Origin of the sequence: Pseudomonas sp. VI4.1 (assembly GCF_002029345.1) — a bacterium.
Lineage (GTDB): Bacteria > Pseudomonadota > Gammaproteobacteria > Pseudomonadales > Pseudomonadaceae > Aquipseudomonas.
The window spans coordinates 232,314-256,162 of sequence record NZ_MULM01000184.1 but is presented as its reverse complement, the minus strand read 5'-3'; the positions used below and the strand labels follow the sequence as shown (position 1 = coordinate 256,162).

Annotated in this window: 17 protein-coding genes and 2 pseudogenes; 10 read left to right on the top strand and 9 right to left on the bottom strand. The window is 59.8% G+C overall.

All coding sequences use genetic code 11. The annotated features are described in order from the left end of the window. Positions 1–119: 119 nt before the first annotated feature. The 4 genes and pseudogenes from BZ163_RS33255 to BZ163_RS33240 form a co-directional block, all read right to left on the bottom strand. Positions 120–737 carry an FKBP-type peptidyl-prolyl cis-trans isomerase gene (locus BZ163_RS33255; RefSeq protein ID WP_128874480.1) on the bottom strand — a complete coding sequence of 206 codons (618 nt, stop codon included), beginning with the start codon at positions 735–737 and terminating at the stop codon, positions 120–122. Positions 738–856: 119 nt separating this feature from the next. Next, a complete protein-coding gene (locus tag BZ163_RS33250; RefSeq protein WP_128874479.1) occupies positions 857–1,168 on the bottom strand; it encodes a DUF6482 family protein in 312 nt (103 codons plus the stop codon). A 103-nt stretch (positions 1,169–1,271) separates the two neighbouring features. Further along, positions 1,272–1,349 (bottom strand): annotated as a pseudogene (locus tag BZ163_RS36210) (outer membrane lipoprotein carrier protein LolA); the annotation flags it as partial. Between the two features lie 37 nt (positions 1,350–1,386). Further along, positions 1,387–1,875, bottom strand: a complete 489-nt coding sequence (locus tag BZ163_RS33240; RefSeq protein WP_128874478.1) for a TIGR00645 family protein — start codon at positions 1,873–1,875, stop codon at positions 1,387–1,389. Positions 1,876–2,035: 160 nt separating this feature from the next. Between BZ163_RS33240 and BZ163_RS33235 the strand changes: the two genes are divergently transcribed. Beyond that, entirely contained in the window at positions 2,036–3,856 is a 1,821-nt protein-coding gene (locus tag BZ163_RS33235; protein WP_128874477.1) for a hypothetical protein, read from the top strand. Between the two features lie 5 nt (positions 3,857–3,861). On the opposite strand, the gene BZ163_RS33230 is transcribed toward BZ163_RS33235, so the two are convergent. Further along, positions 3,862–4,200 carry a hypothetical protein gene (locus tag BZ163_RS33230; protein ID WP_128874476.1) on the bottom strand — a complete coding sequence of 113 codons (339 nt, stop codon included), beginning with the start codon at positions 4,198–4,200 and terminating at the stop codon, positions 3,862–3,864. 278 nt (positions 4,201–4,478) lie between these two features. Further along, on the bottom strand, positions 4,479–6,917 hold the full coding sequence (locus BZ163_RS33220; RefSeq protein WP_128874475.1) for a Lon protease family protein: 2,439 nt from the start codon (positions 6,915–6,917) through the stop codon (positions 4,479–4,481). Positions 6,918–7,191: 274 nt separating this feature from the next. On the opposite strand from BZ163_RS33220, the gene BZ163_RS33215 reads away from it, so the two are divergent. The 4 genes from BZ163_RS33215 to BZ163_RS33200 all read left to right on the top strand — a co-directional run bounded on the left by BZ163_RS33215 (position 7,192) and on the right by BZ163_RS33200 (position 10,791). Then, a complete protein-coding gene (locus BZ163_RS33215) occupies positions 7,192–7,680 on the top strand; it encodes a DUF3015 domain-containing protein (RefSeq protein ID WP_128874474.1) in 489 nt (162 codons plus the stop codon). A gap of 230 nt (positions 7,681–7,910) precedes the next feature. Beyond that, a complete protein-coding gene (locus BZ163_RS33210; protein ID WP_128874473.1) occupies positions 7,911–9,764 on the top strand; it encodes a DUF4105 domain-containing protein in 1,854 nt (617 codons plus the stop codon). 105 nt (positions 9,765–9,869) lie between these two features. Continuing rightward, positions 9,870–10,226 carry a hypothetical protein gene (locus BZ163_RS33205; protein WP_128874472.1) on the top strand — a complete coding sequence of 119 codons (357 nt, stop codon included), beginning with the start codon at positions 9,870–9,872 and terminating at the stop codon, positions 10,224–10,226. A 70-nt stretch (positions 10,227–10,296) separates the two neighbouring features. Continuing rightward, positions 10,297–10,791: a GreA/GreB family elongation factor gene (locus tag BZ163_RS33200; RefSeq protein WP_128874471.1), complete on the top strand. Its 495-nt coding sequence runs from the start codon at positions 10,297–10,299 to the stop codon at positions 10,789–10,791. Here BZ163_RS33200 and gdhA read toward each other — a convergent pair. Beyond that, entirely contained in the window at positions 10,788–12,125 is a 1,338-nt protein-coding gene (gdhA, locus tag BZ163_RS33195) for an NADP-specific glutamate dehydrogenase (protein WP_128874470.1), read from the bottom strand. The two genes, BZ163_RS33200 and gdhA, sit on opposite strands and share 4 nt — an antisense overlap. A 300-nt stretch (positions 12,126–12,425) precedes the next feature. Further along, entirely contained in the window at positions 12,426–14,090 is a 1,665-nt protein-coding gene (gene ettA / locus BZ163_RS33190; RefSeq protein WP_128874469.1) for an energy-dependent translational throttle protein EttA, read from the bottom strand. Positions 14,091–14,375: 285 nt separating this feature from the next. On the opposite strand from ettA, the gene BZ163_RS33185 reads away from it, so the two are divergent. The 5 genes and pseudogenes from BZ163_RS33185 (at position 14,376) to BZ163_RS33160 (ending at position 22,700) form a co-directional block, all read left to right on the top strand. Continuing rightward, complete coding sequence (locus BZ163_RS33185; protein ID WP_128874468.1) at positions 14,376–18,224, top strand: bifunctional diguanylate cyclase/phosphodiesterase; 3,849 nt, start codon at positions 14,376–14,378, stop codon at positions 18,222–18,224. A 142-nt stretch (positions 18,225–18,366) separates the two neighbouring features. After that, on the top strand, positions 18,367–19,620 hold the full coding sequence (glyA, locus tag BZ163_RS33180) for a serine hydroxymethyltransferase (protein WP_054051411.1): 1,254 nt from the start codon (positions 18,367–18,369) through the stop codon (positions 19,618–19,620). 258 nt (positions 19,621–19,878) lie between these two features. Beyond that, positions 19,879–21,192: a C4-dicarboxylate transporter DctA gene (locus BZ163_RS33170; protein ID WP_128874467.1), complete on the top strand. Its 1,314-nt coding sequence runs from the start codon at positions 19,879–19,881 to the stop codon at positions 21,190–21,192. Between the two features lie 67 nt (positions 21,193–21,259). Then, a complete protein-coding gene (locus BZ163_RS33165) occupies positions 21,260–21,964 on the top strand; it encodes a FadR/GntR family transcriptional regulator (RefSeq protein ID WP_128874466.1) in 705 nt (234 codons plus the stop codon). Between the two features lie 26 nt (positions 21,965–21,990). Continuing rightward, positions 21,991–22,700: pseudogene (locus BZ163_RS33160) on the top strand (GntR family transcriptional regulator). A gap of 100 nt (positions 22,701–22,800) precedes the next feature. Here the strand turns inward: BZ163_RS33160 and yjiA are convergent. After that, positions 22,801–23,772, bottom strand: a complete 972-nt coding sequence (gene yjiA, locus BZ163_RS33155; protein ID WP_128874465.1) for a GTPase — start codon at positions 23,770–23,772, stop codon at positions 22,801–22,803. Positions 23,773–23,849: the final 77 nt, after the last annotated feature.

The window sequence follows — 23,849 nt, the reverse complement described above, 5'->3', positions numbered from 1 at the left end:
CCCCTGTAGGAGCGAGCTTGCTCGCGAGAAACTCAAAAACACCGCGTTCATTCAGAATGCCCGCGTTATCGTTGACGCCCATCGCGAGCAAGCTCGCTCCTACAGGTAATCAGCAAGGCTTACAGAACGTCGAGCAGTTCGACGTCGAATACCAGTACGCTGTGCGGTGGAATGCTGCCAACGCCTTGAGCGCCGTAAGCCAGTTCGCTCGGCACGTACAGACGCCATTTGCTGCCGGCATTCATCAGTTGCAGGGCTTCGGTCCAGCCAGCGATTACGCCGCCAACCGGGAATTCTGCAGGCTGGCCACGATCGTAGGAGCTATCGAACACAGTGCCGTCGATCAGCGTGCCGTGGTAGTGAGTGCGCACGCTGTCTTCCCGGGATGGCTTGGCGCCTTCACCTGCGGTCAACACTTCAAATTGCAGGCCGGAAGCCAGGGTAGTGATGCCATCGCGCTTGGCGTTTTCAGCCAGGAAGGCCAGGCCTTCGCCTGCCGCTGCTTCAGCCTTGGCTGCCGCTTCGGCTTGCATGATTTCGCGGATGACCTTGAAGCTGGCGGACATTTCTTCCTGGCCCACACGGCTTGGCTTGCCGGCGAAAGCGTCGGTCAGACCTGCCAGGATCGCATCCAGGTTGACGCCCGGTGGCGGATTGTCGCGCAGTTGGTCGCCTAGCTGACGGCCAATACCGTAGCTGACGCGGGTTTCGTCGGTGGACAGATTTACTTCGGACATGACACTGCTCCGCTGGGGGGCATCCTGAAAGGTCAATTTTCACATGGCACTTTCAGAAAAGCCCTTCACAAAAAAGGGCCAGCAGACTAGCACAGATGCCATCGCGTTGATCAGGGGGGTCAGTGCTGCCACCCGGTACGGAAGGCGATCGGTACCTTCAGGCTTTCTTCCGAACTGGCAACGAGCCCGCACATTTCGTCATGCACCGAGGTGTGCACAAGGTTGAACGGCAAGGTGGGAAAGGCATGCAGCACTTCACGGGCGTGCTCGACCGAACGCAGGTGAAAGGCCTGGCCTCGTGCATCGCTCAGGGGATAAGCCGCACCGTGCATGCGCGCTTCCAGCAGATAGATCCCCCCTTCCATCGAGATCAGGTTGAGCTCATCGACTTTGCCGGCGATGGCATAAGCACTCAATTCTTGCAGGTTCATGAACACACCTCACACTGTGGGGAGCCAGGATCCTTACAGGGATAGGCTTCGGTGCACCAAAGCACAAGCCACCAACGATACCGTTCGTCTGGTTCACCTCCCCTGTAGGAGCGAGCTTGCTCGCGAAAAACCTGAGGGCGCCGCTGGGTGTCAGGGTTCCAGCGTTATCGTTGACGACCATCGCGAGCAAGCTCGCTCCTACAGGGGGGGGTGCGATCTCAGTGCTTGGTCAGCTTATCCAGGTAACCCATGGCAAAAGCCGAGACCACGAAGGTCATGTGAATGATCACGTACCACTGCAAATGCTCGGGGTCGACGTTCTTGGCATCCATGAAGATCCGCAGCAGATGGATGGAGGAAATCGCCACGATGGAGGCCGCCACTTTCATCTTCAACGAAGACGAATCCATGGTGCCCAGCCAGTTGAGCTTTTCCTTGTGGTCGTCGATATCCAGTTGAGACACGAAGTTCTCGTAGCCGGAAATCATCACCATCACCAGCAAGCCGCCAACGAGCGCCATATCGATCAGCGACAGCAGCACCAGAATCAGGTCCGATTCGGCCATCGAGAACACGTTGGGGATGACGTGAAACACTTCCTGAAAGAATTTCAGCGCCAGGGCCAACAGCCCAAGGGACAGACCGAAATAGATCGGCGCCAGCAGCCAGCGGGAGGCATACATTGCATTTTCGATAAAGCGTTCCATTGAATCTCACAGTTGGGCTGGAAATGGACGCGAGTATACCAGCCACCTGTTACACCCAGAAACAACCGAAAAATCCGTAACCTGCGCGTGTGTGACAAGGTTTTTCTGCTAGTGTCCAAACTATTGACAGCTCAGCGACATCGGACAGGAAAACGGGAAAATGGATGTGCGATTGCCTTTAACGAGCGCCGGAATCTGCCTGGCCCTGCTGATGAGCGGGTGCTCACCCAGTGATGCCAAGCTCCCGGTCAGCCTCGAGGAAAAGACGGCGCAGTTCGAGAAGTCTCTGGACGCGATTCAGGATCCGAAACTCAAGAATGCCGTGGCCGAACTCGGTGGTTCACTGTTGTTGCTCGAACGTGCCCAGCTCAAGCTCGAGAGCAAACCTGTGGAAACCGAATACGACGAAGACGTCCTCGCCGTGCTCAAGCACTACCCGACGCCACAGGATCTGGTCGACACCTACATCAACGGTCTGTTCGTGCTGCACAAAGACTCCAGCTCCGACTACCTGACCGATCTGCAGCCGGTGTTCCCCTTCAACTTCAACAGCCCTGCCGCGTTTGTTTTTCCCCACGGCGTGGAATGGCAGTCGGTAACCCTGAGCAACAAGCGCGTCATCCCGTTCCAGCCGGAATGGTCGGAAACCGATCCTGGCATTCAGCTCAGTCCCTCCAGCTCCAACCTGACCAACCCCGATGACCTGACGGTCACTTACCCTTTCATCGATGGCCTGGACGTCGAAAACAAGAACCAGCCACAACCGGTGACTCTGCACGGCAAAGTGGAAGTCATTGCGCCGCGCCGGCTCTACAGCTTCGACCTGACGCAAAAGGACGTGGGTCAGACCCGTACCATCGACAACCTCAGCGTCACCCTGCTGAAACTGGACAACAACTACGCCGAAATCGAATTCAGCAACAGCGCGCCCCTGGCCGCCGAGCTCAGCGACACCGCGTTGAACCCGCTGATCGTCCAGGCCAAAGACAGCACCGGGCAATTTCTCGCGCGCTCGGGCTCGATCAATGAAACCGCTGCGCAAATAGCCTTCTATCAAAAGCAATTGGCGAATATGCAACAGCAGAAGGCTTGGAGCGAGGCATTCGAAAAACAGCTCGATGACGAGCAACGCGCCTTTGAGCAGCAACAGAAACAGCATTACTCCAAGGTGTACTTCAACGGGCCGATCGAGACGCTGGAAGTCAGCGTGCTGGATTTTTCGGCTGCCACGGTGACCCGCAAGAACCTGAACTTGCCGGTACGCCGCTTCGACCGGCACACCACGGCTAAATCCATCCAGCCGCTGACGTTACCGGTGGTGGTGTACGACGACCAGGCCCCGACCTGGCTCCAGGGAGCCACGCTGGGCGAGGAACAACTGAAAAAGAGTGTCAGCATCAGTCAATCCGTCGATGACCCGAGTGCCGCGCGCATTGAGTTCGATCATCCCAGAAGCTTCAATGATGAACTGCTCGGCACCGCCTTGAACGCCAGGAATAGCCCGGTCACGTTCTTTACCGAAGACGCCAGCGGCAAACGCGATGGACCGATCGAATTGCCGCCGCAGGCCTATCAGGTCGACCCCCCGCGCGGCACGATCACCTATGACCTGAACCTGTTTCCGGAAACACCGGCCTACGCGGTCGGCTCCTTTCCCCTGTTCATGGCCACCGTCGACAAGAAAACCATCGACGCCCAGCAACTGCCCAAAGGACTGAAGCTCAAAGGCAACACACTGGTGGTCGACTCGAAATCGTTCCCCGCCCAGGACTGGCGTTTTTTCGCCAGGGACGCCAGCGGCCATTATCTGCAGGAGATCCTGTCGGTCAGTCACGACGCGAGCGCAGAAGGCCCGGCAATATTCGAGGTGCATTACTTCTACGGCCAGCCCACCCAACTGGAAACCTACCAGCGCACTGACCTCGTCACCGTGCAATACGGTTTCGAGGTCAAACTGGACAAGGCTGACCTTGCCCAATAGTCCTCTCAGCGGTCGGGCCGGAACTCGAAGCCGAGATTGCGCGAACGGCCACCATTGATTTCCCGCAGCTGGGCTTGCAGGTGCAGGCACCAGATTTGCGGGTCATCAGCCAGCTCGTAACCATGCAGGGTCAGGCTTTCAACAATGGTGTCGAGGATTGATTCAGCCACGAAGGGGCCATGAAACGGGCCCTGGGCTTTGATGGCTGAAGGTTGTTCGCCGGCCATTCCGGCGGCGAAAAGCAAGGTCCACATGCCCGTATCCCCCGCCAATGGGCGGATGGCGCATTCGATACGGGTCACAAGACCCAGGCATTGACGGGTGAGGCAGAGGTTGCGCGACATGGCGGCGACCCTCGGTAGATCCGGTATTCAGCCCCCACGGGAAGGCTGTCTCGATCCAGTGATTACTGTCGATATCCTTGAGCTGATCATAGAAGAAAAGTCTGACTAACACGTCAAGTAAGACCAAAAGGCGCCGAATGGTCATTGTGTGAATATTGACGTCAGAGTGATGGCACCCGTAGGAGCGAGGCTTGCCCGCGAAGGCCGCGACGAGGTTTGCCTGTTTAACCGCGCTATGGTTCTTCGCGGGCAAGCCTCGCTCCTACAGGGGCCCTATGTCAGGCCGGTTTGGCCTCGACCAGTGCTTCCTGCGCCGCTTCTTTCTCGGCCTCCTTGAGATCTTCCTCGCTGATCATTTCCGCGATCACGCGCAAACGCTCCACCACCCGCGCGTTAACGCTGCCTTCAGGGAATTCGCCATGCTCATCCGGTGCACCCGCCGGCTCACCGACCAACAGGCTCAGCGCCTCGTCGGCCTGGCGTACCGCATAGACATGGAACTGCCCCGAGCGCACCGCGGCCAGCACCTTCTCGTCGAGCATCAGCGTGGCAACGTTGGCCTGCGGAATGATCGCGCCCTGCTCACCGGTCAACCCGCGGGCTTCGCAGAGCCGGAAGAAGCCTTCGATTTTCTCGTTGACCCCGCCCACCGCCTGCACCTCACCGAACTGGTTGATCGAGCCGGTGATTGCAAAGCACTGCTTGAGCGGGGTTTTCGACAGGGCCGAGATCAGGGTGCAAGCCTCGCCCAGCGATGCACTGTCGCCATCGACGTAACCGTAGGATTGCTCCAGGGCGATACTGGCGGAAATCGCCAGGGGGAATTCCTGGGCATAACGGCTGCCCAGATACCCGGTGAGGATCATCACGCCTTTGGAGTGAATCGGCTGGCCGAGGTTGACCTCGCGCTCGATGTCGACGATGCCGCTGCCACCCGGATACACCGTGGCGGAAATCCGCGCCGGCACCCCGAAGGCCGAGTCACCCACCTCCAATACCGTCAGCCCGTTGCATTTGCCAACGGCGGCACCGTCCGTGTCGATGAGGATGATGCCGGCCAGCATGTCATCGAGAATCCGCGCCGAAACGCGCCCGGTGCGGGTGGCCTTGGCTTTGAGAGCACGCTCGATGTGCCCGGCGTCGGTCATCTCGTCAGCCGCCAGTTGGCGAATGAAATCCGCCTCGCTGACCAGTTGGAACAGATCACCGATCCGTGCCGACAAACGCCCCTGGTGTTCGGCCAGGCGCGCGCTGTAAGTCGCCAGGCGCGCCACCGCATCGGCGGTCAGCGGCGCCATGCCCTCTTCGGAGGTGCGGGTCTTCAGCAACTGGGCGAACTGCTCCAGGCTTTCGTCGACCATCGGAATGTCTTCGTCGAAATCCACCAGGACGCGGAACATCTCCTGGAAGTCCGGATCGAGGTCTTGCAGCGTGTAGTACAGCTGCCGGGCGCCGATGATGACCACTTTGACCTGCAACGGAATGTGTTGCGGCGTCAGGGTTACGGTGGCGAAACGGCCCATCTCGCCCAGCGGCGATTCCATTTTCAGTTTGCGCGATTGCAGGGCGCGTTTGAGCGCATCCCACACGAACGGCTCGCTGAGCATTTTTTCCGCTTCGAGAATCAGGAAGCCACCGTTGGCGCGGTGCAGCGCACCCGGACGCAACTGGCGATACGTGGTGTAAAGCGCGCCCTGATCGGTGGTGTACTCAATGCGGCCGAACAGGTTTTCGTAAGTCGGGTGCGGCTCAAAGACCACTGGCGCACCGCCGCTGAACGGATGACCGACCACCAGGCTCGGGGCGTATTGCTCTTCCAGCAGTTTGCGCGCGACCGCATCTGGCTTGCTGTCATCCACCAGTTGCTCGACCACGGTTTTGAGCAGGTACACCTGCATCGCTTGCAGGTAGCCGCAAACACCGGCGTTTTCCGCGTACTTTTCCGACAGCGGCGCGAGCAGTGGCTGCAAGGCCAGGGTGATGGTTTCTTCGTTGAGCTGACGCAGTTGATTGCTCGACTCGCGTTTCCACTGCGCCAGGCTGGCGAGTTCTTCGTTCAGCCGCTCTTCGAGCCACGCAATGTCGTCGTGGAAGCGCTCGCGATCGGCTTCCGGCAACTGGGCGAATTCCGCTTCGTCCACGGCCTTGCCTTCAAACATCGGGGTGAACGCGATGTTGCTGCTGTCGCGATACAGTGCGACGTCTTTCTCGAGCGCCAGGCGCTCGATCACATCCAGCGCGCGGTCATAACGTTGATTGAAGGCGCGATCGATGGCGCTTTTCTTCTGCTGGTACGACGGGTGTTCGAACACGGCCGGGAACGTCGCCAACAGGTTATCGATCAGACCGTTGATGTCATCGATGAAGGCACCGGCAGTGCCTGCGGGCAACTCCAGGGTGCGAGGCTCGCGAGGATCCTCGAAATTGTTGACGTAGACCCAGTCCGCCGGGGTCTGCAGGCGTTTGCCTTCGGCCTTCAGGTAGCGTTTGACGAACGAAAACCGGCCAGTGCCGGGCTCGCCCATGACGAATACGTTGTAACCGGGGCGTGGCATGGCCACACCGAACTGCAAGGCTTCGACCGCACGTTCCTGGCCAAGCACACCGCGGAAGGGCTCCAGATCATTGGTGGTAGAGAAGCTGAACTGTTCAGCGGAAAACGGACGGGTCAGCGCTTCGGGCGCTAGACGCAAGCTGGCAGCAACAGGATCAGGCATCGGGCTTCCTTACATCAGGCGGGGCAGATAGCGGCATTCTGGCGCTGCCCATGCATCACTTGCAAGGCGCGCCTCAAGCCAAAGCATAGTCAAAGCGACATCTCCCGGCGGGTCGGGTCTAAATCAATGTTTTCAACGAATGTATTGCAAAAAATCACGGAACCCTTGGATCGTGCCTAAACTCCAAACTGCGCGGCTGGAACAATAACCGGCCCACTGGCGCCAGATCGGGCCAGACCCTGTCCATTGGTATGCACACAAAGAGAACACAGCTATGAAACGGATTCTTCTCGGTACTCTCTTCACCGTTGTATCCATCAACGCCATGGCTCAGGCGCCAGGCGGTCCGGATTGCGGTTGGGGCAACATGCTGTTCGAAGGTCAGCGTGGCACCCCGGCGCACTTCCTGGCATCCACCACCAACGGCACTTCCGGCAACGCAACTTTCGGTATGACCTCCGGTACCAACGGTTGCTCGACTAATGCGTCGCTGACCTATGGCGGCAAATCCTGGTTGGCCATGAATGGCATGATGAACGAGCTGTCCGAAGACATGGCTAAAGGTCAGGGCGAAGCGCTGACGACTTATGCCGTGGTACTGGGCGTGGCGCCGGCAGACCGTGCGCACTTCGCCGCCGTGACTCACGAGCACTTCCAGCAGATCTTCAGCAAGGCTGACGTGACCGCTGAAGACGTGCATACCAACACCCTGGCCGTGCTGAAAAACGATCCTCGTCTGGTCAAGTACGCCACTCAAGCTTAAGCTCCACCCGCCCGCACCTTTTGGGGAGCGGGCTTTATTTTTTTGGACCTGGCCCTCGTTGGGATGCCAATCAACTGTAGGCGCTGGCTTGCCAGCGATGGTCGTTAACGATGACGCTTGTTTCCTGACTAACCACGGCGCCCTTCAGACCATCGCTGGCAAGCCAGCGCCTACAGTGGAACGGTCAACCGCGTCGGGTCTTTGTATTTTTTCGACTTAAGTTGCCATATATGCTCAAACGCCTTGCCTGGCTGGCGCTCTGTGTCTGTGCCCCGCTGTCCGCCGCGCCACACATCGACAATCAACGTTTGCAGCAACTGGCCAACGACCCTTTCTGGATATCCCTGGGCCATTACGAAACCGCCAAGCTCGGTGGCTGGCGCAGCTATGTCAGTGATAAAAAGTTCTTTCTCGCGCCCGACGGCAACGAACACCCCGACCGTGAACTGGCAGCGACGGTCCAGGCGCTGTACGCCCCCGCCAGTGCCGGCGAACAGCATGCACAGTGCGTCTATCCCGCCCGCACCCGCTGGCTGAAGGCGCAGCTCGAGCTGAATGATCTGCCGGCGCTGGACTGCAGCGAATTCAAGCAATGGTTCAAGGATGTCTCGCCCCACAGCGCGGTGATGATTTTTCCGGCGGCCTATCTGAACAGTCCCTCATCGATGTTCGGCCATACCCTGCTGCGCATCGATCAGGCTGACGTGCAGCGCGATCAAACCGCCCTGCTCAGTTACGCGATCAACTTCGGTGCCTACATCGAAGGCTCGGACAACAGCATCCTGTATGCCTGGAAGGGTTTGATGGGCGGTTATCCGGGCCTGTTTGCGCTGGTGCCTTACCAGGAAAAACTCTCGGAATACCGCAGTCTCGAAAATCGTGACCTGTGGGAATATCGGTTGAATCTGACTCAACAAGAAACCGAACGCATGGTCGAGCATGTCTGGGAACTGAAACAGATCCAGTTCGACTATTTCTTCTTCGACGAAAACTGCTCCTATCGCCTGCTGGAACTGCTGCAGGTGGCCCGCCCGAGCCTGCGACTGACCGAACAATTCCCGTTGACTGCGATTCCCACCGACACCGTCAAAGCCGTGAAAGAGGCCGGGCTGGTCGAATCCATAGAGTATCGTCCGTCGCGCGAACGTGAATTGCTCAGCCGCGCCGAACCCTTGACCGATGAAGAGCAGCAGTGGGTGTTGAAGGTCAGCGCCGACCAGCAGCAATTGCAAACCCCGGCGTTCAAGGCTCAAGCCCGCGACCGCCAGGCGCTGATCATCGATGCCGCGTACCGACTGGAGCGCTACCGCGCCAATGGCCAGGAACGCGACCCGCAACGGGCACAGCGCAGTTTCGAACTGCTGCGGGCGATCAACCGGAATCCGGCACCGGAGCTGGACATCCCGCAACCCGGCCTGCCCGAGGACGGCCATGAATCCCGCACCTGGCAGGCGGGTATCGGCACTCGGGGCGACAAGGCGTTCGGCGAATACGGCCTGCGCATGGCCTATCACGACCTCAACGACAACGCCGAGAGTTTCCCGCTCGGTGCGCAGATTGAAATCCTGCAGATGAAACTGCGCCAGTACGAAGGCAATCAGTGGCAGTTGCAGCAACTGGACCTGGCGACCATCCGCTCCCTGACCCCGCGCAACGAGCTGTTGCAACCGCTCTCGTGGCAAGTCACCGGCGGCCTGGAGCGCGTGCCGGGCAAACACGACGACGAAACCCTGGTCAGCCACGTCAACGGCGGTGGCGGTGGAACCTGGCAACTGGGCGACGACATGCTCGGTTTCGCCTTGGGCACCGTGCGCGTGGAGCACAACAATGACTTTGCAGGCTTCATCGCTCCGGCGGCCGGTTTCAACAGCGGTTTGCTGTGGAAAAACCCGCTGGGCAACTTCAGCCTGGAGGCCAAGGGCGACTTCTTCACCAATGGTGAAGTGCGTCGCAGCGTCAGTCTGAATCAACAATGGGCGTTGTCGCGCAACCTGGGGCTTCGTCTGAGCGCACAGCGCGAATTCAGCCACCTGGCCTCACCCGAGAACGAAGTGATGCTTGAGCTGAAGTGGTATCACTACTGACCTGACACCTCTCCTGTAGGAGCTTTTGATCTTTCTTTCACACCCTGCTCACGAATCCCCTCCTAGACTTTGCTCATAGGCCGTTGATCGGCCCGGGAGTACGAGATGTGGCGTTGCGTGGGTGTGGCGGGTTTGTTGCTGTTGATCGCAGGTTGCCAGACGACCCATGAAGATCTGATCGCCAAAGGTTACCCGCCGGCATTCGCCGATGGCTTCGATGACGGTTGCAGCAGTGGGCGGCAAGCCGCCGGGGCCATCACCGGCGAGTTCCGCAAGAACGTCCCGCGCTACCTCAAGGACAAGCCCTACGCCGAAGGCTGGAGCGACGGCTTTCGCCAGTGCCAGGCCATGCGCGAAAGCGAGGACCGCGAGGACTATCGCAGCCATCATTGGGATGAGCGGGAAAAAGCCTGGCAGCAGCAAAAAGATCAGGACGCCGCCCGTGCCTATCGCTCGCAATGAGTCGCTGACAGGCATCCGTCGAAACTAAAAGCCTGCGACCATGGCCCAAACCCTATAACGGGAGAAAACCATGAGTCGTGCCTTCGTCAATGAAGATAACGCCGCCGCGCAAGCCGACCAGCCGGTCGAACGGCAGGTCAGTGATCAGCCCAATTACGTCACACCCGCGGGCCTGGCCCAGTTGCAGGCGAAAGTCGCTGAACTGCAACAGCTGCACAATGAGCAAACGGACAATGGTGAGCAGGCAGACAAACAGCGCCTGGCCGACCTTGAGCGGGATTTGCGGTATTTCAACCAGCGGTTGCAAAGCGCTCAGGTGGTGACCGCCGCCCGCTCGACCGAAAAAGTGCAGATCGGCAGCCGAGTGACGTTCGCCAATGAACACGATAGCGAGGAAACGGTACAACTGGTCGGTGAGGATCAGGCCGACGCCGCGGCAGGCCTGATCAACTGGGGCTCGCCGCTGGGCCGGGCGTTGCTCGGGGCGCAACTCGGTGACGAGGTGCTGTGGCAACGCCCGGCCGGCGATCAGCTGATCGAGATCATCCGCATCGAACCGGCTTAGACCACGCCTTGGGCGAGCATGGCGTCGGCGACTTTGACGAAGCCGGCGATATTCGCGCCCTTGACGTAGTTGATCCGGCCGTTTTCTTCGCCGTAATGCACGCAAGCGTGGTGGATCGATTGCATGATGGCGTGGAGCTTGCTGTCCACTTCACCACCGGTCCACAGCAGGCGCATGGCGTTTTGTGACATCTCCAGTCCGCTCACCGCAACCCCACCGGCGTTGGAGGCCTTGCCCGGCGCGAACAGAATACCCGCCTCGATAAACAGATCCACCGCTTCCAGGGTGGTCGGCATGTTCGCGCCTTCCGCCACACAGACACAACCGTTGCGCAACAGCGCACGGGCGGCCTCGAGGTCGAGCTCGTTCTGGGTGGCGCACGGCAGCGCGATATCGCAGGGCAACTCCCACGGGCACTGGCCGGCACGGAACTCCAGGTCAAAACCGCTGGCCAGCTCGCTGAGCCGTCCACGCTTGACGTTCTTCAACTCCAGCAACGCCAGCCATTGCTCTTCGGTCAAACCCGCCTCGCAATACAAGGTGCCTTCGGAGTCCGACAGGGAGATCACTTTGCCGCCCAGGTCCATGACCTTGCGTGCGGCGTATTGGGCAACGTTGCCGGAACCGGAGATGGCGACACGCTTGCCTTCCACGGTTTCGCCGCTGCGCTTGAGCATTTCTTCAGCGAAGTACACACAGCCAAAACCCGTGGCTTCCGGGCGAACCAGGCTGCCACCGTAGCTCGGGCCCTTGCCGGTCAGCACGCTGGTGAACTGGTTGCTCAGGCGCTTGTACTGGCCGAACAGGAAACCGATCTCCCGGGCACCGACGCCGATATCACCGGCGGGAACGTCAACGTCCGCGCCGATGTGACGATACAACTCGTTCATGAAGGCCTGGCAGAAACGCATGACTTCGCCGTCGCTTTTGCCTTTCGGGTCGAAGTCCGAACCGCCCTTGCCGCCACCCATGGGCAACGAGGTCAGCGAGTTTTTGAAGGTCTGTTCGAATGCGAGGAACTTCAAGACGCCCAGGTTCACTGAAGGATGGAAGCGCAAACCGCCCTTGTAAGGGCCGATGGCGCTGTTCATCTGGATACGGAAACCGCGATTGACCCGGACTTTGCCCTGATCATCGACCCAGGACACCCGGAACACAATCGCCCGCTCCGGCTCGCACATGCGCTCCAGGATTCCGGAAGTCAGATAGTGCGGATGGGCTTCAAGAAACGGCCAGAGGCTGCGCAGGACTTCTTCCACGGCCTGATGGAATTCAGGTTGGTCAGGATCGCGCTTTTTCAGGCGGGCAAGGAAGGATTCGACAGATTCGATCATGGAAAAGTCTCGGCAAATTTGTTGTCGTTGGAAGAGATTGGGCCGGACTTTAACAAACTGATTGCGCACCATGACAGCGCCAAATGTCGCTAATGTGAAATTAAATGGTGCACAGGATATAAATTATTGGTGATTTAGCACTTTATCCGCACCCAAACAGGGACGTATGGATTGAGACTCGCACTGTCATGGAGATAGCTTTCGCGGGCTTGCCTGCGATGAATTCACCTCGGTTCGCCTGAAAAAATGCGAAAAAAAAACGGAGCCCGAAGGCTCCGCTTTTCATGCAACCGACCCCAATCAGGCCAGTTTCTTGTGCCGTACACGATGTGGCTGGGCAGCCGCTTCGCCAAGGCGCTTGCGACGATCGGCTTCGTACTCGGTGTAGTTGCCTTCGAAGAACACGGCTTGCGAGTCGTCTTCGTACGCCAGGATGTGCGTCGCGACGCGGTCAAGGAACCACCGATCGTGAGAGATCACAATGGCGGCGCCCGGGAAGTCCAGCAAGGCTTCTTCCAGGGAACGCAGGGTTTCAACGTCTAGGTCGTTGGACGGTTCGTCGAGCAGCAGGACGTTACCGCCCTCCTTCAGGGTCAGGGCCAGGTGCAAGCGACCGCGCTCACCACCGGACAGGTCCTTGACGAACTTCTGCTGATCGCCGCCCTTGAAGTTGAAGCGCCCGACGTAGGTACGCGACGGGATCTCGTAGTTGCCGATGCGGATCTGATCCGAACCGTCGGAGATTTGCTGGAACACCGTCTTGCTGCCGTCCAGGTCCTCGCGGCTCTGATCCACGCAAGCAAGCTGCACGGTGTCGCCGACTTCGATGCTGCCCGAATCCGGTTGTTCCTTGCCCATCAGCATGCGGAACAGGGTCGATTTACCCGCACCGTTACCGCCGATCACGCCAACGATGGCGCCTTTAGGCATGGAGAACGACAGGTTGTCGATCAACACGCGATCGCCGTAACCCTTGGAAACGTTCTTGAACTCGATGACCTTGTCGCCCAGGCGTGGACCGGCCGGGATGTAGATCTCGTTGGTTTCGCTGCGCTTCTGGAATTCCTGCGATTGCATTTCTTCGAAGCGTTGCAGACGAGCCTTGGATTTGGACTGGCGGGCCTTGGCGCCTTTGCGCACCCACTCCAGTTCTTCCTTCATGGCTTTTTCGTGGGCCGACTGCTGCTTGGACTCGGCAGCCAGGCGATTGGACTTGGCTTCGAGCCAACCCGAATAGTTGCCCTCGTACGGGATACCGGCGCCGCGGTCGAGCTCGAGGATCCAGCCGGCGACGTTGTCCAGGAAGTAACGGTCGTGCGTGATCGCGACCACGGTACCCGGGAAGTCGTGCAGGAAGTGCTCCAGCCAGGCGACGGAATCGGCGTCCAGGTGGTTGGTCGGTTCGTCGAGCAGCAGCATGTCGGGTGCGGACAGCAGCAGACGGCACAGGGCCACGCGACGCTTCTCGCCACCGGACAGGAACTCGACCTTGGCATCCCACGCCGGCAGGCGCAGCGCATCGGCGGCGACTTCCAGTTGGCGATCCAGGTTGTGGCCGTCGCTGGCTTGCAGGATGGCTTCGAGCTTGGCTTGCTCTGCCGCAAGCTTGTCGAAGTCCGCATCTTCATCCGCGTAAGCCGCGTAGACCTCGTCCAGGCGCGCCTGGGCGTTCTTGATCACGCTGACCGCTTCCTCGACCACTTCACGCACGGTCTTGGTCGGGTCCAGGATCGGTTCCTGTGGCAGGTAGCCGATGTTCAGCTCCGGCATTGGGCGGGCTTCGCCCTCGAACTCGGTATCGACGCCCGCCATGATTTTCAACAGCGTGGATTTACCCGAGCCGTTAAGGCCGAGTACGCCAATCTTGGCGCCCGGGAAGAACGACAGCGAAATGTTTTTCAGGATTTCCCGCTTCGGCGGAACAACTTTACCCAGCCGATGCATGGTGAAGACGTATTGAGCCATGGAGAACCTTGGGTCAGTGACTGATGAATGATTGGAGCGCAGGCGATGCCCGGCCAGACTGTGCGCGTTGTCCGATTGATAGCGACCAACCGGTGCGCGCTGAAAAAGTCTGATTCTAGGAGCTGGAACGCTCCCGCGTAACCGGCAAAGCTACCTGAATGACGAAGGGCAGTCCAGCCGGGCGGGGCTGGCACTTTGCCACAACCCAAGGCATGCTAGCCGCCCTTCGGGCGTCCGGCTTATAGTGCGCGTCGCGTCAGTCCAGCCCAACCGCAGGATTACAGTTTGCCTAATGCCACCCCGCCAGCGTCCGTTAGCACCCTCGATCCTGCGACCGGATCGCCCCTGCGCGGAACCCTGAAGGGTGCACTGGCGACCCTGGTTCTATTGCTGCTCGCACTGCTGTTCTGGCAATTGCTGGATCAGCTTCGCGAATCCCGGGAAAACCAGCGTCAATACACCATCGACTACACCGCTGACCTGGCTTCGCAAGTCAGCCTGAACATGGCGCTGAACGCGCGGATGGCCCTCAACCTGCTACCGATCGTCGAACAACCGCAAAGCGCCGACGAACAGCAGGCCTTGCTGCGCAAACTGCAACAGTCCCTACCCGACCTGCGCAGCGTGGCATTGCTCAGCCCGTCCGGGAAAATCCTCAGCGACAGTGCCGCCGACAGTCGGGACGCCGACTACCTGAGCGAGCTGGTCCGGCGCAGCCGCGCCCAGGCGCACTACTTCAGCAATACCGATGATGGCTCAGTGGTGCATCTGCTGTTGCATCAAGCCAGCGGCAGCTCCCGTGGCTACTGGGTCCTGCGCCTGGCGCCGAGGTTTTTCGCGGCACTGACCAAACCGAACGAAGCCGGCATCCGCCCTCTCTGGCTGGTGGAAAACCGCGTCAATCACCAGGTCATCAGCCGCGATCAGACGCTGCCCATGACCAAGCCAGGCGCGTTGACCCAGGACGAACTGGCCAACAGCGTGTTGACGGTGCCCCTGAGCAGCAGCGATTGGCAACTGCGTGGGCTGTTCGACCGGCAACGCGTGCTTGAACAACTGCTGCCGGCGTTCATCGGCAAATGCCTGCTGGGCCTGGCCCTCTCTCTACTGCCATTGATCGCGCTGCTGAACATGCGCCGCCGCCAGCGCCAGCTGCATGAAGGCCGCCGACGCTATCAGAATATCTTCGAAGGCACCGGGGTCGCCCTGTGCGTACTGGATGTGTCCGGACTCAAGCGCTGCTTCGACAAGGCCCGGCTGCACAGCACCGAACACTTGCGGGCCTGGCTGGAGATTCCGCAGCAACGTCAGCAACTGCTGCGGGAACTGCGTATCACCGAGGTCAATCAGGTTGCCCTGCAACTGCTCGACGTAAACTCCACCGAACACGCCTGGAAACTGCTGATCGACGGCCATCCGCAGGACGGTAATGCCGTGGGCAATCAAGTGCTCGAAGCCGTGCTCAATCAGCACAAGCAGCTTGAACTGGAAATCAAGCTCCAGGACGCCAAGGGTCGCGACCAACACCTGTGGCTGGTGCTGTGCCTGCCGGAAGACCAGGACGATTGCAACGCGGTGATCCTGAGCATCACCGACATCACCCGCCGCAAGCTCGTTGAACTGTCGCTGCTGGAGCGCGAAAGTTTCTGGTCCGACGTGGTGCGCACCGTGCCGGACCACCTGTACGTCCAGGACGTGATCAGCCAGCGCATGATCTTCAGCAACCACCACCTGGGGCAGACACTCGGTTACAACCGTACCGAATTGCAGCAGATGGGCGAATACTTCTGGGAGATCCTGCTGCACGCCGAAGATGCCGACGTCTATCACCGCTCGCGTCAAACCCAGCGTCAGGAAGGTTACAGACAATTGCTGCAGTGCCAACTGCGCTTCCGCCACAGGGACGGCAAATGGCGACGGTTCGAGATTCGCGAGCAGGCCCTGGCGCGGGATACGCAGGGGCAGGTCAGCCGAATCATCGGCGTCGCCAAGGATATCACCGAGCAGATCGAAGCCAGCGAATCGCTGCACGACAGCGAGCAACGCTACCGGATGCTCGCTGAAAGCATCAGCGACGTGATTCTCTCCACCGACAGCAAGCTGGCCCTCAATTACGTCAGCCCGTCGGTACAGGTCGTGCTGGGTTACGACGTCGACTGGATTCTCCAGCACGGCTGGCAATCGACCCTGGCCAACCCGCAACAGCTGAGCGGCATTTACGGCCTGATGGACCGGATCGGCAAGGCGCTGGACAGCCCCGAGCAACTGACCTTGTTGCGCAACCAGGTGCAGAACCAATTGTTCCTGTTCGATTGCCTGCGGGCCGACGGGCGCAAGATTCCGATCGAACTGCGGCTGGTGCTGGTCTGGGATGAACTCGGTGGGTTCGAAGGCGTGCTGGGCGTCGGGCGCGACATCAGCCAGCAACGCCGGGCCGAGAAAGACCTGCGCATGGCCGCGACGGTATTCGAGCACTCGACTTCGGCGATCCTGATTACCGATCCGGCCGGCTATATCGTCCAGGCCAATGAAGCGTTCACTCGCGTCAGCGGGTATGCCGTGGAGCAGGTGCTCGATCAGCTGCCGAACATGCTGACCGTCGACGAGCAGCAGGAAGCCCATCTGCGCTATGTGCTCAAGCAATTGCACCAGCACAGCACCTGGGAAGGTGAAGTCTGGCTCAAACGACGCAATGGCGAACACTACCCCGCCTGGGTCGGGATTACCGCGGTGCTGGACGACGAAGGCGATCTGGCCAGCTATGTGTGCTTCTTCAGCGACATCAGCGAGCGCAAGGCCAGTGAACAGCGGATTCACCGCCTCGCCTATTACGACGCGCTCACCCACCTGCCCAACCGCACGCTGTTCCAGGATCGCCTGCACACGGCCCTGCAATCGGCCGAGCGACAGAAGTCCTGGGTGGTGTTGATGTTCCTCGACCTGGACCGCTTCAAGCCGATCAACGACTCCCTGGGCCACGCCGCTGGCGATCGCATGCTCAAGGACATGGCCACGCGTTTGCTCGATTGCGTCGACGATGACGACACCGTGGCGCGCATGGGTGGCGATGAATTCACCTTGCTGCTGCAGCCGCGGGTCAATCGCGAAACCGCGCTGAACCGGGCGATTCATGTGGCGGAACAGATTCTTGCCAGCCTGGTGAAACCCTTCGTCCTCGAAGGCCGCGAGTTCTTCGTCACGGCCAGTATCGGCATCGCCTTGAGCCCGCAGGATGGCAACGAGCTCAGTCAGCTGATGAAAAACGCCGACACCGCGATGTACCACGCCAAGGAACGCGGCAAGAACAACTTCCAGTTTTATCAGGCGCAGATGAACGCCAGCGCCCTGGAGCGCCTGGAACTGGAAAGTGACTTGCGCCACGCCCTGGAGCAAAACGAATTCGTTTTGTATTACCAACCGCAGTTCAGCGGCGACGGCAAGCGCCTGACCGGCGCCGAAGCACTGCTGCGCTGGCGTCACCCGCGTCGCGGCCTGGTACCGCCAGGGGACTTCATTCCAGTGCTCGAAGAGCTGGGGCTGGTGGTGGATGTCGGCGACTGGGTGATCGGCGAGGCCTGCCGCCAGCTCAAGGGCTGGCATCAGGCCAGGGTTCGGGTGCCCAAGGTCTCGGTGAACATTTCCGCCCGGCAGTTCTCCGATGGCCAGCTCGGCACGCGCATTGCCGCCATCCTCGAGGAAACCGGCCTGCCACCGGCGTGCCTGGAGCTGGAACTGACCGAAAGTATCCTGATGCGCGAAGTCAGCGAAGCGATGCAGATTCTCGCCGGGCTGAAAAACCTGGGCCTGAGCATCGCGGTCGACGATTTCGGCACCGGTTACTCATCGCTCAACTACCTCAAGCAATTCCCGATCGACGTGCTCAAGATCGACCGCACCTTCGTCGACGGCCTGCCGTCGGGCGAGCAGGATGCGCAGATCGCCCGGGCGATCATCGCCATGGCCCACAGCCTGAATCTGGCGGTGATCGCCGAAGGCGTGGAAACCCATGAACAGCTCGAGTTCCTGCGTGAGCATGGGTGTGATGAGGTTCAGGGGTACCTGTTCGGGCGGCCGATGCCGGCCGGGCAGTTCGAGGCGCAGCTCAGTCACGATGCGCTGATCATGTTCGATTGAAATCTTGCAGTGGGGCTATGGCCTCACCGCTGATCCCGTCATGAAGCCCACTTGTCTGCGACATGATGTCCTTTCATATGCCATCTAAAACCCATTAGGTTAGAATGCCCCCCTTTTCTGCCCCCGATCCTTGAGGACCGCCATGTTCAGCCGTGATTTGACTATTGCCAAGTACGACGCCGATCTCTTTGCCGCCATGGAGCAAGAAGCTCAGCGCCAGGAAGAGCACATTGAGCTGATCGCTTCGGAAAACTACACCAGCCCTGCGGTGATGGAAGCTCAAGGCTCGGTACTGACCAACAAGTACGCCGAAGGCTACCCGGGCAAGCGCTACTACGGTGGTTGCGAGTTCGTCGACGTGGTCGAGCAGCTCGCGATCGACCGCGCCAAGGAACTGTTCGGCGCCGATTACGCCAACGTTCAGCCGCACGCCGGCTCCCAAGCCAACAGCGCCGTGTACCTGGCCCTGCTGCAAGCGGGCGACACCATCCTGGGCATGAGCCTGGCCCACGGCGGTCACCTGACCCACGGTGCCAGCGTTTCGTCTTCCGGCAAGCTGTACAACGCCGTGCAGTACGGGATCGATGCCAACGGCCTGATCGACTACGACGAAGTCGAGCGCCTGGCGGTCGAGCACAAGCCGAAAATGATCGTGGCCGGTTTCTCTGCCTACTCGCAGATCCTCGACTTCCCGCGCTTCCGCGAAATCGCCGACAAGGTTGGCGCCTACCTGTTCGTCGACATGGCTCACGTGGCCGGTCTGGTTGCCGCGGGCGTCTACCCGAACCCGGTGCCTTTCGCTGACGTCGTGACCACCACCACCCACAAGACCCTGCGCGGTCCACGTGGTGGCCTGATCCTGGCTCGTGCCAACGCCGACATCGAGAAGAAGCTGAACTCCGCAGTGTTCCCGGGCGCCCAGGGCGGCCCGCTGGAGCACGTGATCGCCGCTAAGGCGATCTGCTTCAAGGAAGCGCTGCAGCCTGAGTTCAAGACCTACCAGCAACAAGTCGTGAAGAACGCCAAGGCCATGGCCGGCGTGTTCATCGAGCGCGGTTTCGACGTGGTCTCCGGCGGTACTGAAAACCACCTGTTCCTGCTGTCGCTGATCAAGCAGGAAATCTCCGGCAAGGACGCTGACGCCGCGCTGGGCAAAGCGTTCATCACCGTGAACAAAAACTCCGTGCCAAACGATCCACGCTCGCCGTTCGTCACCTCCGGCCTGCGCTTCGGTACTCCAGCCGTGACCACTCGTGGCTTCAAGGAAGCAGAGTGCAAGGAACTGGCTGGCTGGATCTGCGACATCCTGGCGGACCTGAACAACGAAGCGGTGATCGACGCCGTTCGCGAGAAGGTCAAGGCCATCTGCAAGAAGCTGCCGGTGTACGGCGCTTAATCAGCCCGCCAGACCGCAGCAATGAAAAAACCGGCCAGTGAATGGCCGGTTTTTTTTCGTCTGCGATTTATCGCGTTTCCCTGTCGGCACAACCGGTCAGACCGGTCATGCCAATTTTTTGTATCTACTCTTGTAATCCTGGAAAAACCCAGCGTAGACTGAGCCTGCACTGGACATACCGGTAAGACCACAATAATTAAGTCCTGAATCTGATGCGCTCAAGCGTCGGCAGCCAGGACACCGACCAGGATTCCTCCCATGCTCAGATGGTGCTCGCGTTCAATCTTCCTCCAAGTAGTTCTCGGACTGGTGCTCGGCATCGTCTGCGGACTGACCCTTCCTGAATACTCCGCCCAGCTCAAACCGCTCGGCGATGGCTTCATCAAACTGATCAAGATGCTCATCGGTCTGATCGTGTTTTGCGTGGTGGTCAGCGGCATCAGCGGTGCCGGCGACCTGAAGAAGGTCGGACGCATCGGCCTCAAATCAGTGATCTACTTTGAAGTCCTGACCACCATCGCCCTGGTGATCGGCCTGGTCTTCGCCTTCAGTACCGGCATTGGCAGCGGCGCGAACATCCATCTGGATCAGCTCTCCGCCGCCGATATGGGCGATATCGCCCAGCGCGGTCAGCACATGCACACCACCACGCAGTTCCTGATGGACCTGATCCCGACCTCGGTGATCGGCGCCTTTGCCGACAACAACATTTTGCAGGTCCTGCTGTTTTCCGTATTGTTCGGCAGCGCGCTGAACCTGGTGGGTGAAGCGGCTTCCGGCATTTCACGGCTGATCAATGAGCTGAGCCACGTCATCTTCCGCATCATGGGCATGATCGTACGCCTGGCGCCGATCGGCGTGTTCGGTGCGATCGCCTTTACTACCAGCAAATATGGCCTGGACTCGCTGCAGCATCTGGGCAGCCTGGTCGGCCTGTTTTACCTGACTTGCGTGGCGTTCGTGGCGTTGATTCTCGGCCTGGTGATGCGCCTGTCCGGCCTGCGGATGTGGCCATTGCTCAAGTACCTGCGCGAAGAATTGCTGATTGTCATGGGCACCGCCTCGTCCGATGCCGTGCTGCCACAAATCATGCGCAAGCTTGAGCACCTCGGCATCGGCAGTTCGACAGTCGGCCTGGTGATTCCTACGGGTTACTCGTTCAACCTGGACGGTTTCTCGATCTATCTGACCCTGGCTATCGTGTTCATCGCCAACGCCACCGGTACGCCACTGGCCATGACCGACCTGCTGACGATTTTGCTGGTATCGCTGATCACCTCCAAAGGCGCCCATGGCATTCCCGGCTCGGCGCTGGTGATTCTCGCGGCGACCCTGACAGCAATCCCGGCCATTCCGGTCGTGGGCCTGGTACTGGTGCTGGCAGTGGACTGGTTCATGGGTATCGGCCGGGCGCTGACCAACCTGATCGGCAACTGCGTCGCTACAGTGGCCATCGCGCGCTGGGAAAAAGACATCGATATCGAACGGGCGAACAAAGTACTTTCCGGTCAGCTGGGTTATACCTTCCAGCCCAGGAAGCCAGCAGGCCCGGCGCATCAGCAGGAATTTTGAATAATCGCCGTGCCTGCCCGCGGGCAGGCACGGCCATCAATCGTTATGGATACTCATGGAGCGAACAGTGATCACCTCGTCGACCGTTGTGAATTCAGTCGTAGAAAAACTTCGGGCCGCTCTGGCCCGTGGTCAGTGGCGCTCCGGTGAAATGCTGCCGGGGCAAAGGGAATTGGCCGAACAACTGGGCATCAGCCGCCCGAGCCTGCGCGAAGCCGTGATCGTGCTGGAGACCCTCGGACTGGTGCGTTCCATGCCAGGCAAAGGCGTGGTCGTGCTGGAGGCCAATCTGAGTGACAGCCAGAGTCACGACAGCGCGGTGGCCGGGGCGAGCCTGGAAGACGTGCTGCAACTGCGTTATACCCTCGAGCCCTTCATTGTCGGCCTGGTGGCACAGTCCATCAGCAGCAAGGAAATCGGGCAACTGCGCCTGACCCTGATGGATATGCGCGAAGCCCTGGAGGCCAACGACAGCGAAGCCGGGGTGAACGCCTACATCGCGTTCCACGAAGAACTGTTCACCCTGACCTCGAACCCGATCTTCCAGAGCGTGGTGCAGCAGACCAGTAATGCCCTCAAGCAAAGCGCCGAGGTGCTGCGCAATTCTCCGGAGCATCTGGCGGAACGGCTCGAAGAAAACGAAGCCGTGGTGCGGGCCATACGCAGTAAAAACAGCGCTCAAGCCAGCGCCGAAATGCGTCGGCACATCCTTCGCGAAGGCCAGCGGATGGGCATCGAATTGAATATTCCGGACGATAATCTCGTCAGTTGACCCACTCTTCGAACTGGAGACAGGCCATGAACAGCTTCGCTTCACCGCAAACACTCGGCGCCCTGCCCTTTCCCCGAACAAGCAACGGGAAACCACCCGTGGTTGATCTCTACTCGCGGGTCTTCGATGCCATTCTCGAACAGCGCATCGAGGCGAGCAGTCGCTTTACCGAAGAAAGCCTGGCGCAGATGTTCAGTGTTCGACGCAGTGACATTCGGGGCGTGCTGACGCAACTGTCCCACCAGCAGATCATCGTACTTCGGCCCAACCATCGGCCCCGCGTGGCTGCGCTCAATGCCGAACAGACCCGGCAAACGCTGCACGCCCGGCGGCTGACGGAACTCACGCTGGTACGGCTTGCCTGCCAGCAACCTCAAGCGAACGATGTGCAACGCCTGCAGGAACTGGTCAAGCGCGAACGCAGTGCCTGGAGCGCGACCAGCGTGGCACCGCGATCCGGTTGGCCGGTGAATTTCATCTGGCATTGGCTGATATGGCGGGGAATGCACCGTTGGCGCATTTTCTTGGCAGTCTGGTGCCGCTCACTTCGTTAGCGATTGCGCAGTTTGATGCGTCGGCGCAGGTTTATTGCGGATGGCGGGAGCAGGTTGGGATTGTGGATGCGGTCGAGCGAGGGGATGCTGTGATGGCGACGGGCTTGATGAACCGGCATCTGGATCAGATAGAAGATATGTTGCTGAACTCGGAGCCTTGCCAAAACCGTGTTGCCGGTTAGATCGCTATCGCGAGCAAGCTCGCTCCCACAGGGAAATGCACTTCAAAATTGTGGGAGCGAGCTTGCTCGCGATGGGGCCATAGCAGACGCCGACAATGCTTCAGGTTGCGGCAACCCGATCAAACCCCTCACGAATCTTCTCTTCCGGCAAATCATCGGCAATAAACACGATCACACTTTCCCGCGCTTCATCGTCCGCCCACTCCGTGTCCCAGTCGAAGCCGTACAACTTCAATACCCCCTGAAACACCATCCGCCGCGGTTCACCCAGGATATTCAATACGCCTTTGTAGCGCAGCAATTGCTTGCCATGCTCTTCCAGCAACTCGTTCATGAACGCGCTGAGCCTGTCGATATCCAGCGGCTTGTCGGTACGCAGCACCAGGCTGGAAATGCGGTCGATGGAAGGCGCCTTGCTGACGGGCCGCAAACTCACCCCGCCACCGAGGTCGGCATTGAGATTGAAACCGCGCACATCGAGCAATTCGGCAAGGTCGATCTTGCCGTGGTCGACTACGCGGATCGGCGCGCGACGGTTGATCCGGGTCAGGCGCTCACTCAATGCAGTGAAGGTCGCTTCGTCCACCAGGTCCCGCTTGCTCACCAGCAGGCGGTCGGCAAAACCGATCTGGGCCTGGGCGATGGTCTGGGTCAGGTGCGTGTCGGCGTGCGCCGCGTCCACCAGGGTGATGATGCCGTCGAGGATGTAACGCTCGCGCAGCTCTTCGTCGATGAAGAAGGTTTGCGCCACCGGTGCCGGATCGGCCAGGCCAGTGCATTCGATCACCAGGCGGTCGAAGGCGATTTCACCTCTGTCCAGGCGCTCCAGCAGCAGGTACAGCGCTTTGGTCAGGTCGGTGTGGATGGTGCAACAGACGCAGCCGTTGGACAGCGTCATCACTTGTACCGGTTCATCGCCCAATAGTTGGGTGTCGATGCCGGCATCGCTGAATTCGTTCTCGATCACGGCGATTTTCAGGCCGTGTTCGGCTTTGAGCAGGTGACGCAGCAGCGTGGTTTTGCCGGCGCCGAGGAAGCCGCTGAGGATCGTGACCGGGATTGGTGTGAGCAAAACAAAAATCTCCCATGCGCTAAAAAAAACTGTAGGAGCCCGGCTTGCCGGCGATGGCGTCCTTGAGATCGCTATCG

Coding starts and splice junctions, on each gene's coding strand:
- BZ163_RS33255 (WP_128874480.1), bottom strand. CDS start 737: ATGTCCGAAGTAAATCTGTCCACCGACGAAACCCGCGTCAGCTACGGT.
- BZ163_RS33250 (WP_128874479.1), bottom strand. CDS start 1,168: ATGAACCTGCAAGAATTGAGTGCTTATGCCATCGCCGGCAAAGTCGAT.
- BZ163_RS33240 (WP_128874478.1), bottom strand. CDS start 1,875: ATGGAACGCTTTATCGAAAATGCAATGTATGCCTCCCGCTGGCTGCTG.
- BZ163_RS33235 (WP_128874477.1), top strand. CDS start 2,036: ATGGATGTGCGATTGCCTTTAACGAGCGCCGGAATCTGCCTGGCCCTG.
- BZ163_RS33230 (WP_128874476.1), bottom strand. CDS start 4,200: ATGTCGCGCAACCTCTGCCTCACCCGTCAATGCCTGGGTCTTGTGACC.
- BZ163_RS33220 (WP_128874475.1), bottom strand. CDS start 6,917: ATGCCTGATCCTGTTGCTGCCAGCTTGCGTCTAGCGCCCGAAGCGCTG.
- BZ163_RS33215 (WP_128874474.1), top strand. CDS start 7,192: ATGAAACGGATTCTTCTCGGTACTCTCTTCACCGTTGTATCCATCAAC.
- BZ163_RS33210 (WP_128874473.1), top strand. CDS start 7,911: ATGCTCAAACGCCTTGCCTGGCTGGCGCTCTGTGTCTGTGCCCCGCTG.
- BZ163_RS33205 (WP_128874472.1), top strand. CDS start 9,870: ATGTGGCGTTGCGTGGGTGTGGCGGGTTTGTTGCTGTTGATCGCAGGT.
- BZ163_RS33200 (WP_128874471.1), top strand. CDS start 10,297: ATGAGTCGTGCCTTCGTCAATGAAGATAACGCCGCCGCGCAAGCCGAC.
- gdhA (WP_128874470.1), bottom strand. CDS start 12,125: ATGATCGAATCTGTCGAATCCTTCCTTGCCCGCCTGAAAAAGCGCGAT.
- ettA (WP_128874469.1), bottom strand. CDS start 14,090: ATGGCTCAATACGTCTTCACCATGCATCGGCTGGGTAAAGTTGTTCCG.
- glyA (WP_054051411.1), top strand. CDS start 18,367: ATGTTCAGCCGTGATTTGACTATTGCCAAGTACGACGCCGATCTCTTT.
- BZ163_RS33170 (WP_128874467.1), top strand. CDS start 19,879: ATGCTCAGATGGTGCTCGCGTTCAATCTTCCTCCAAGTAGTTCTCGGA.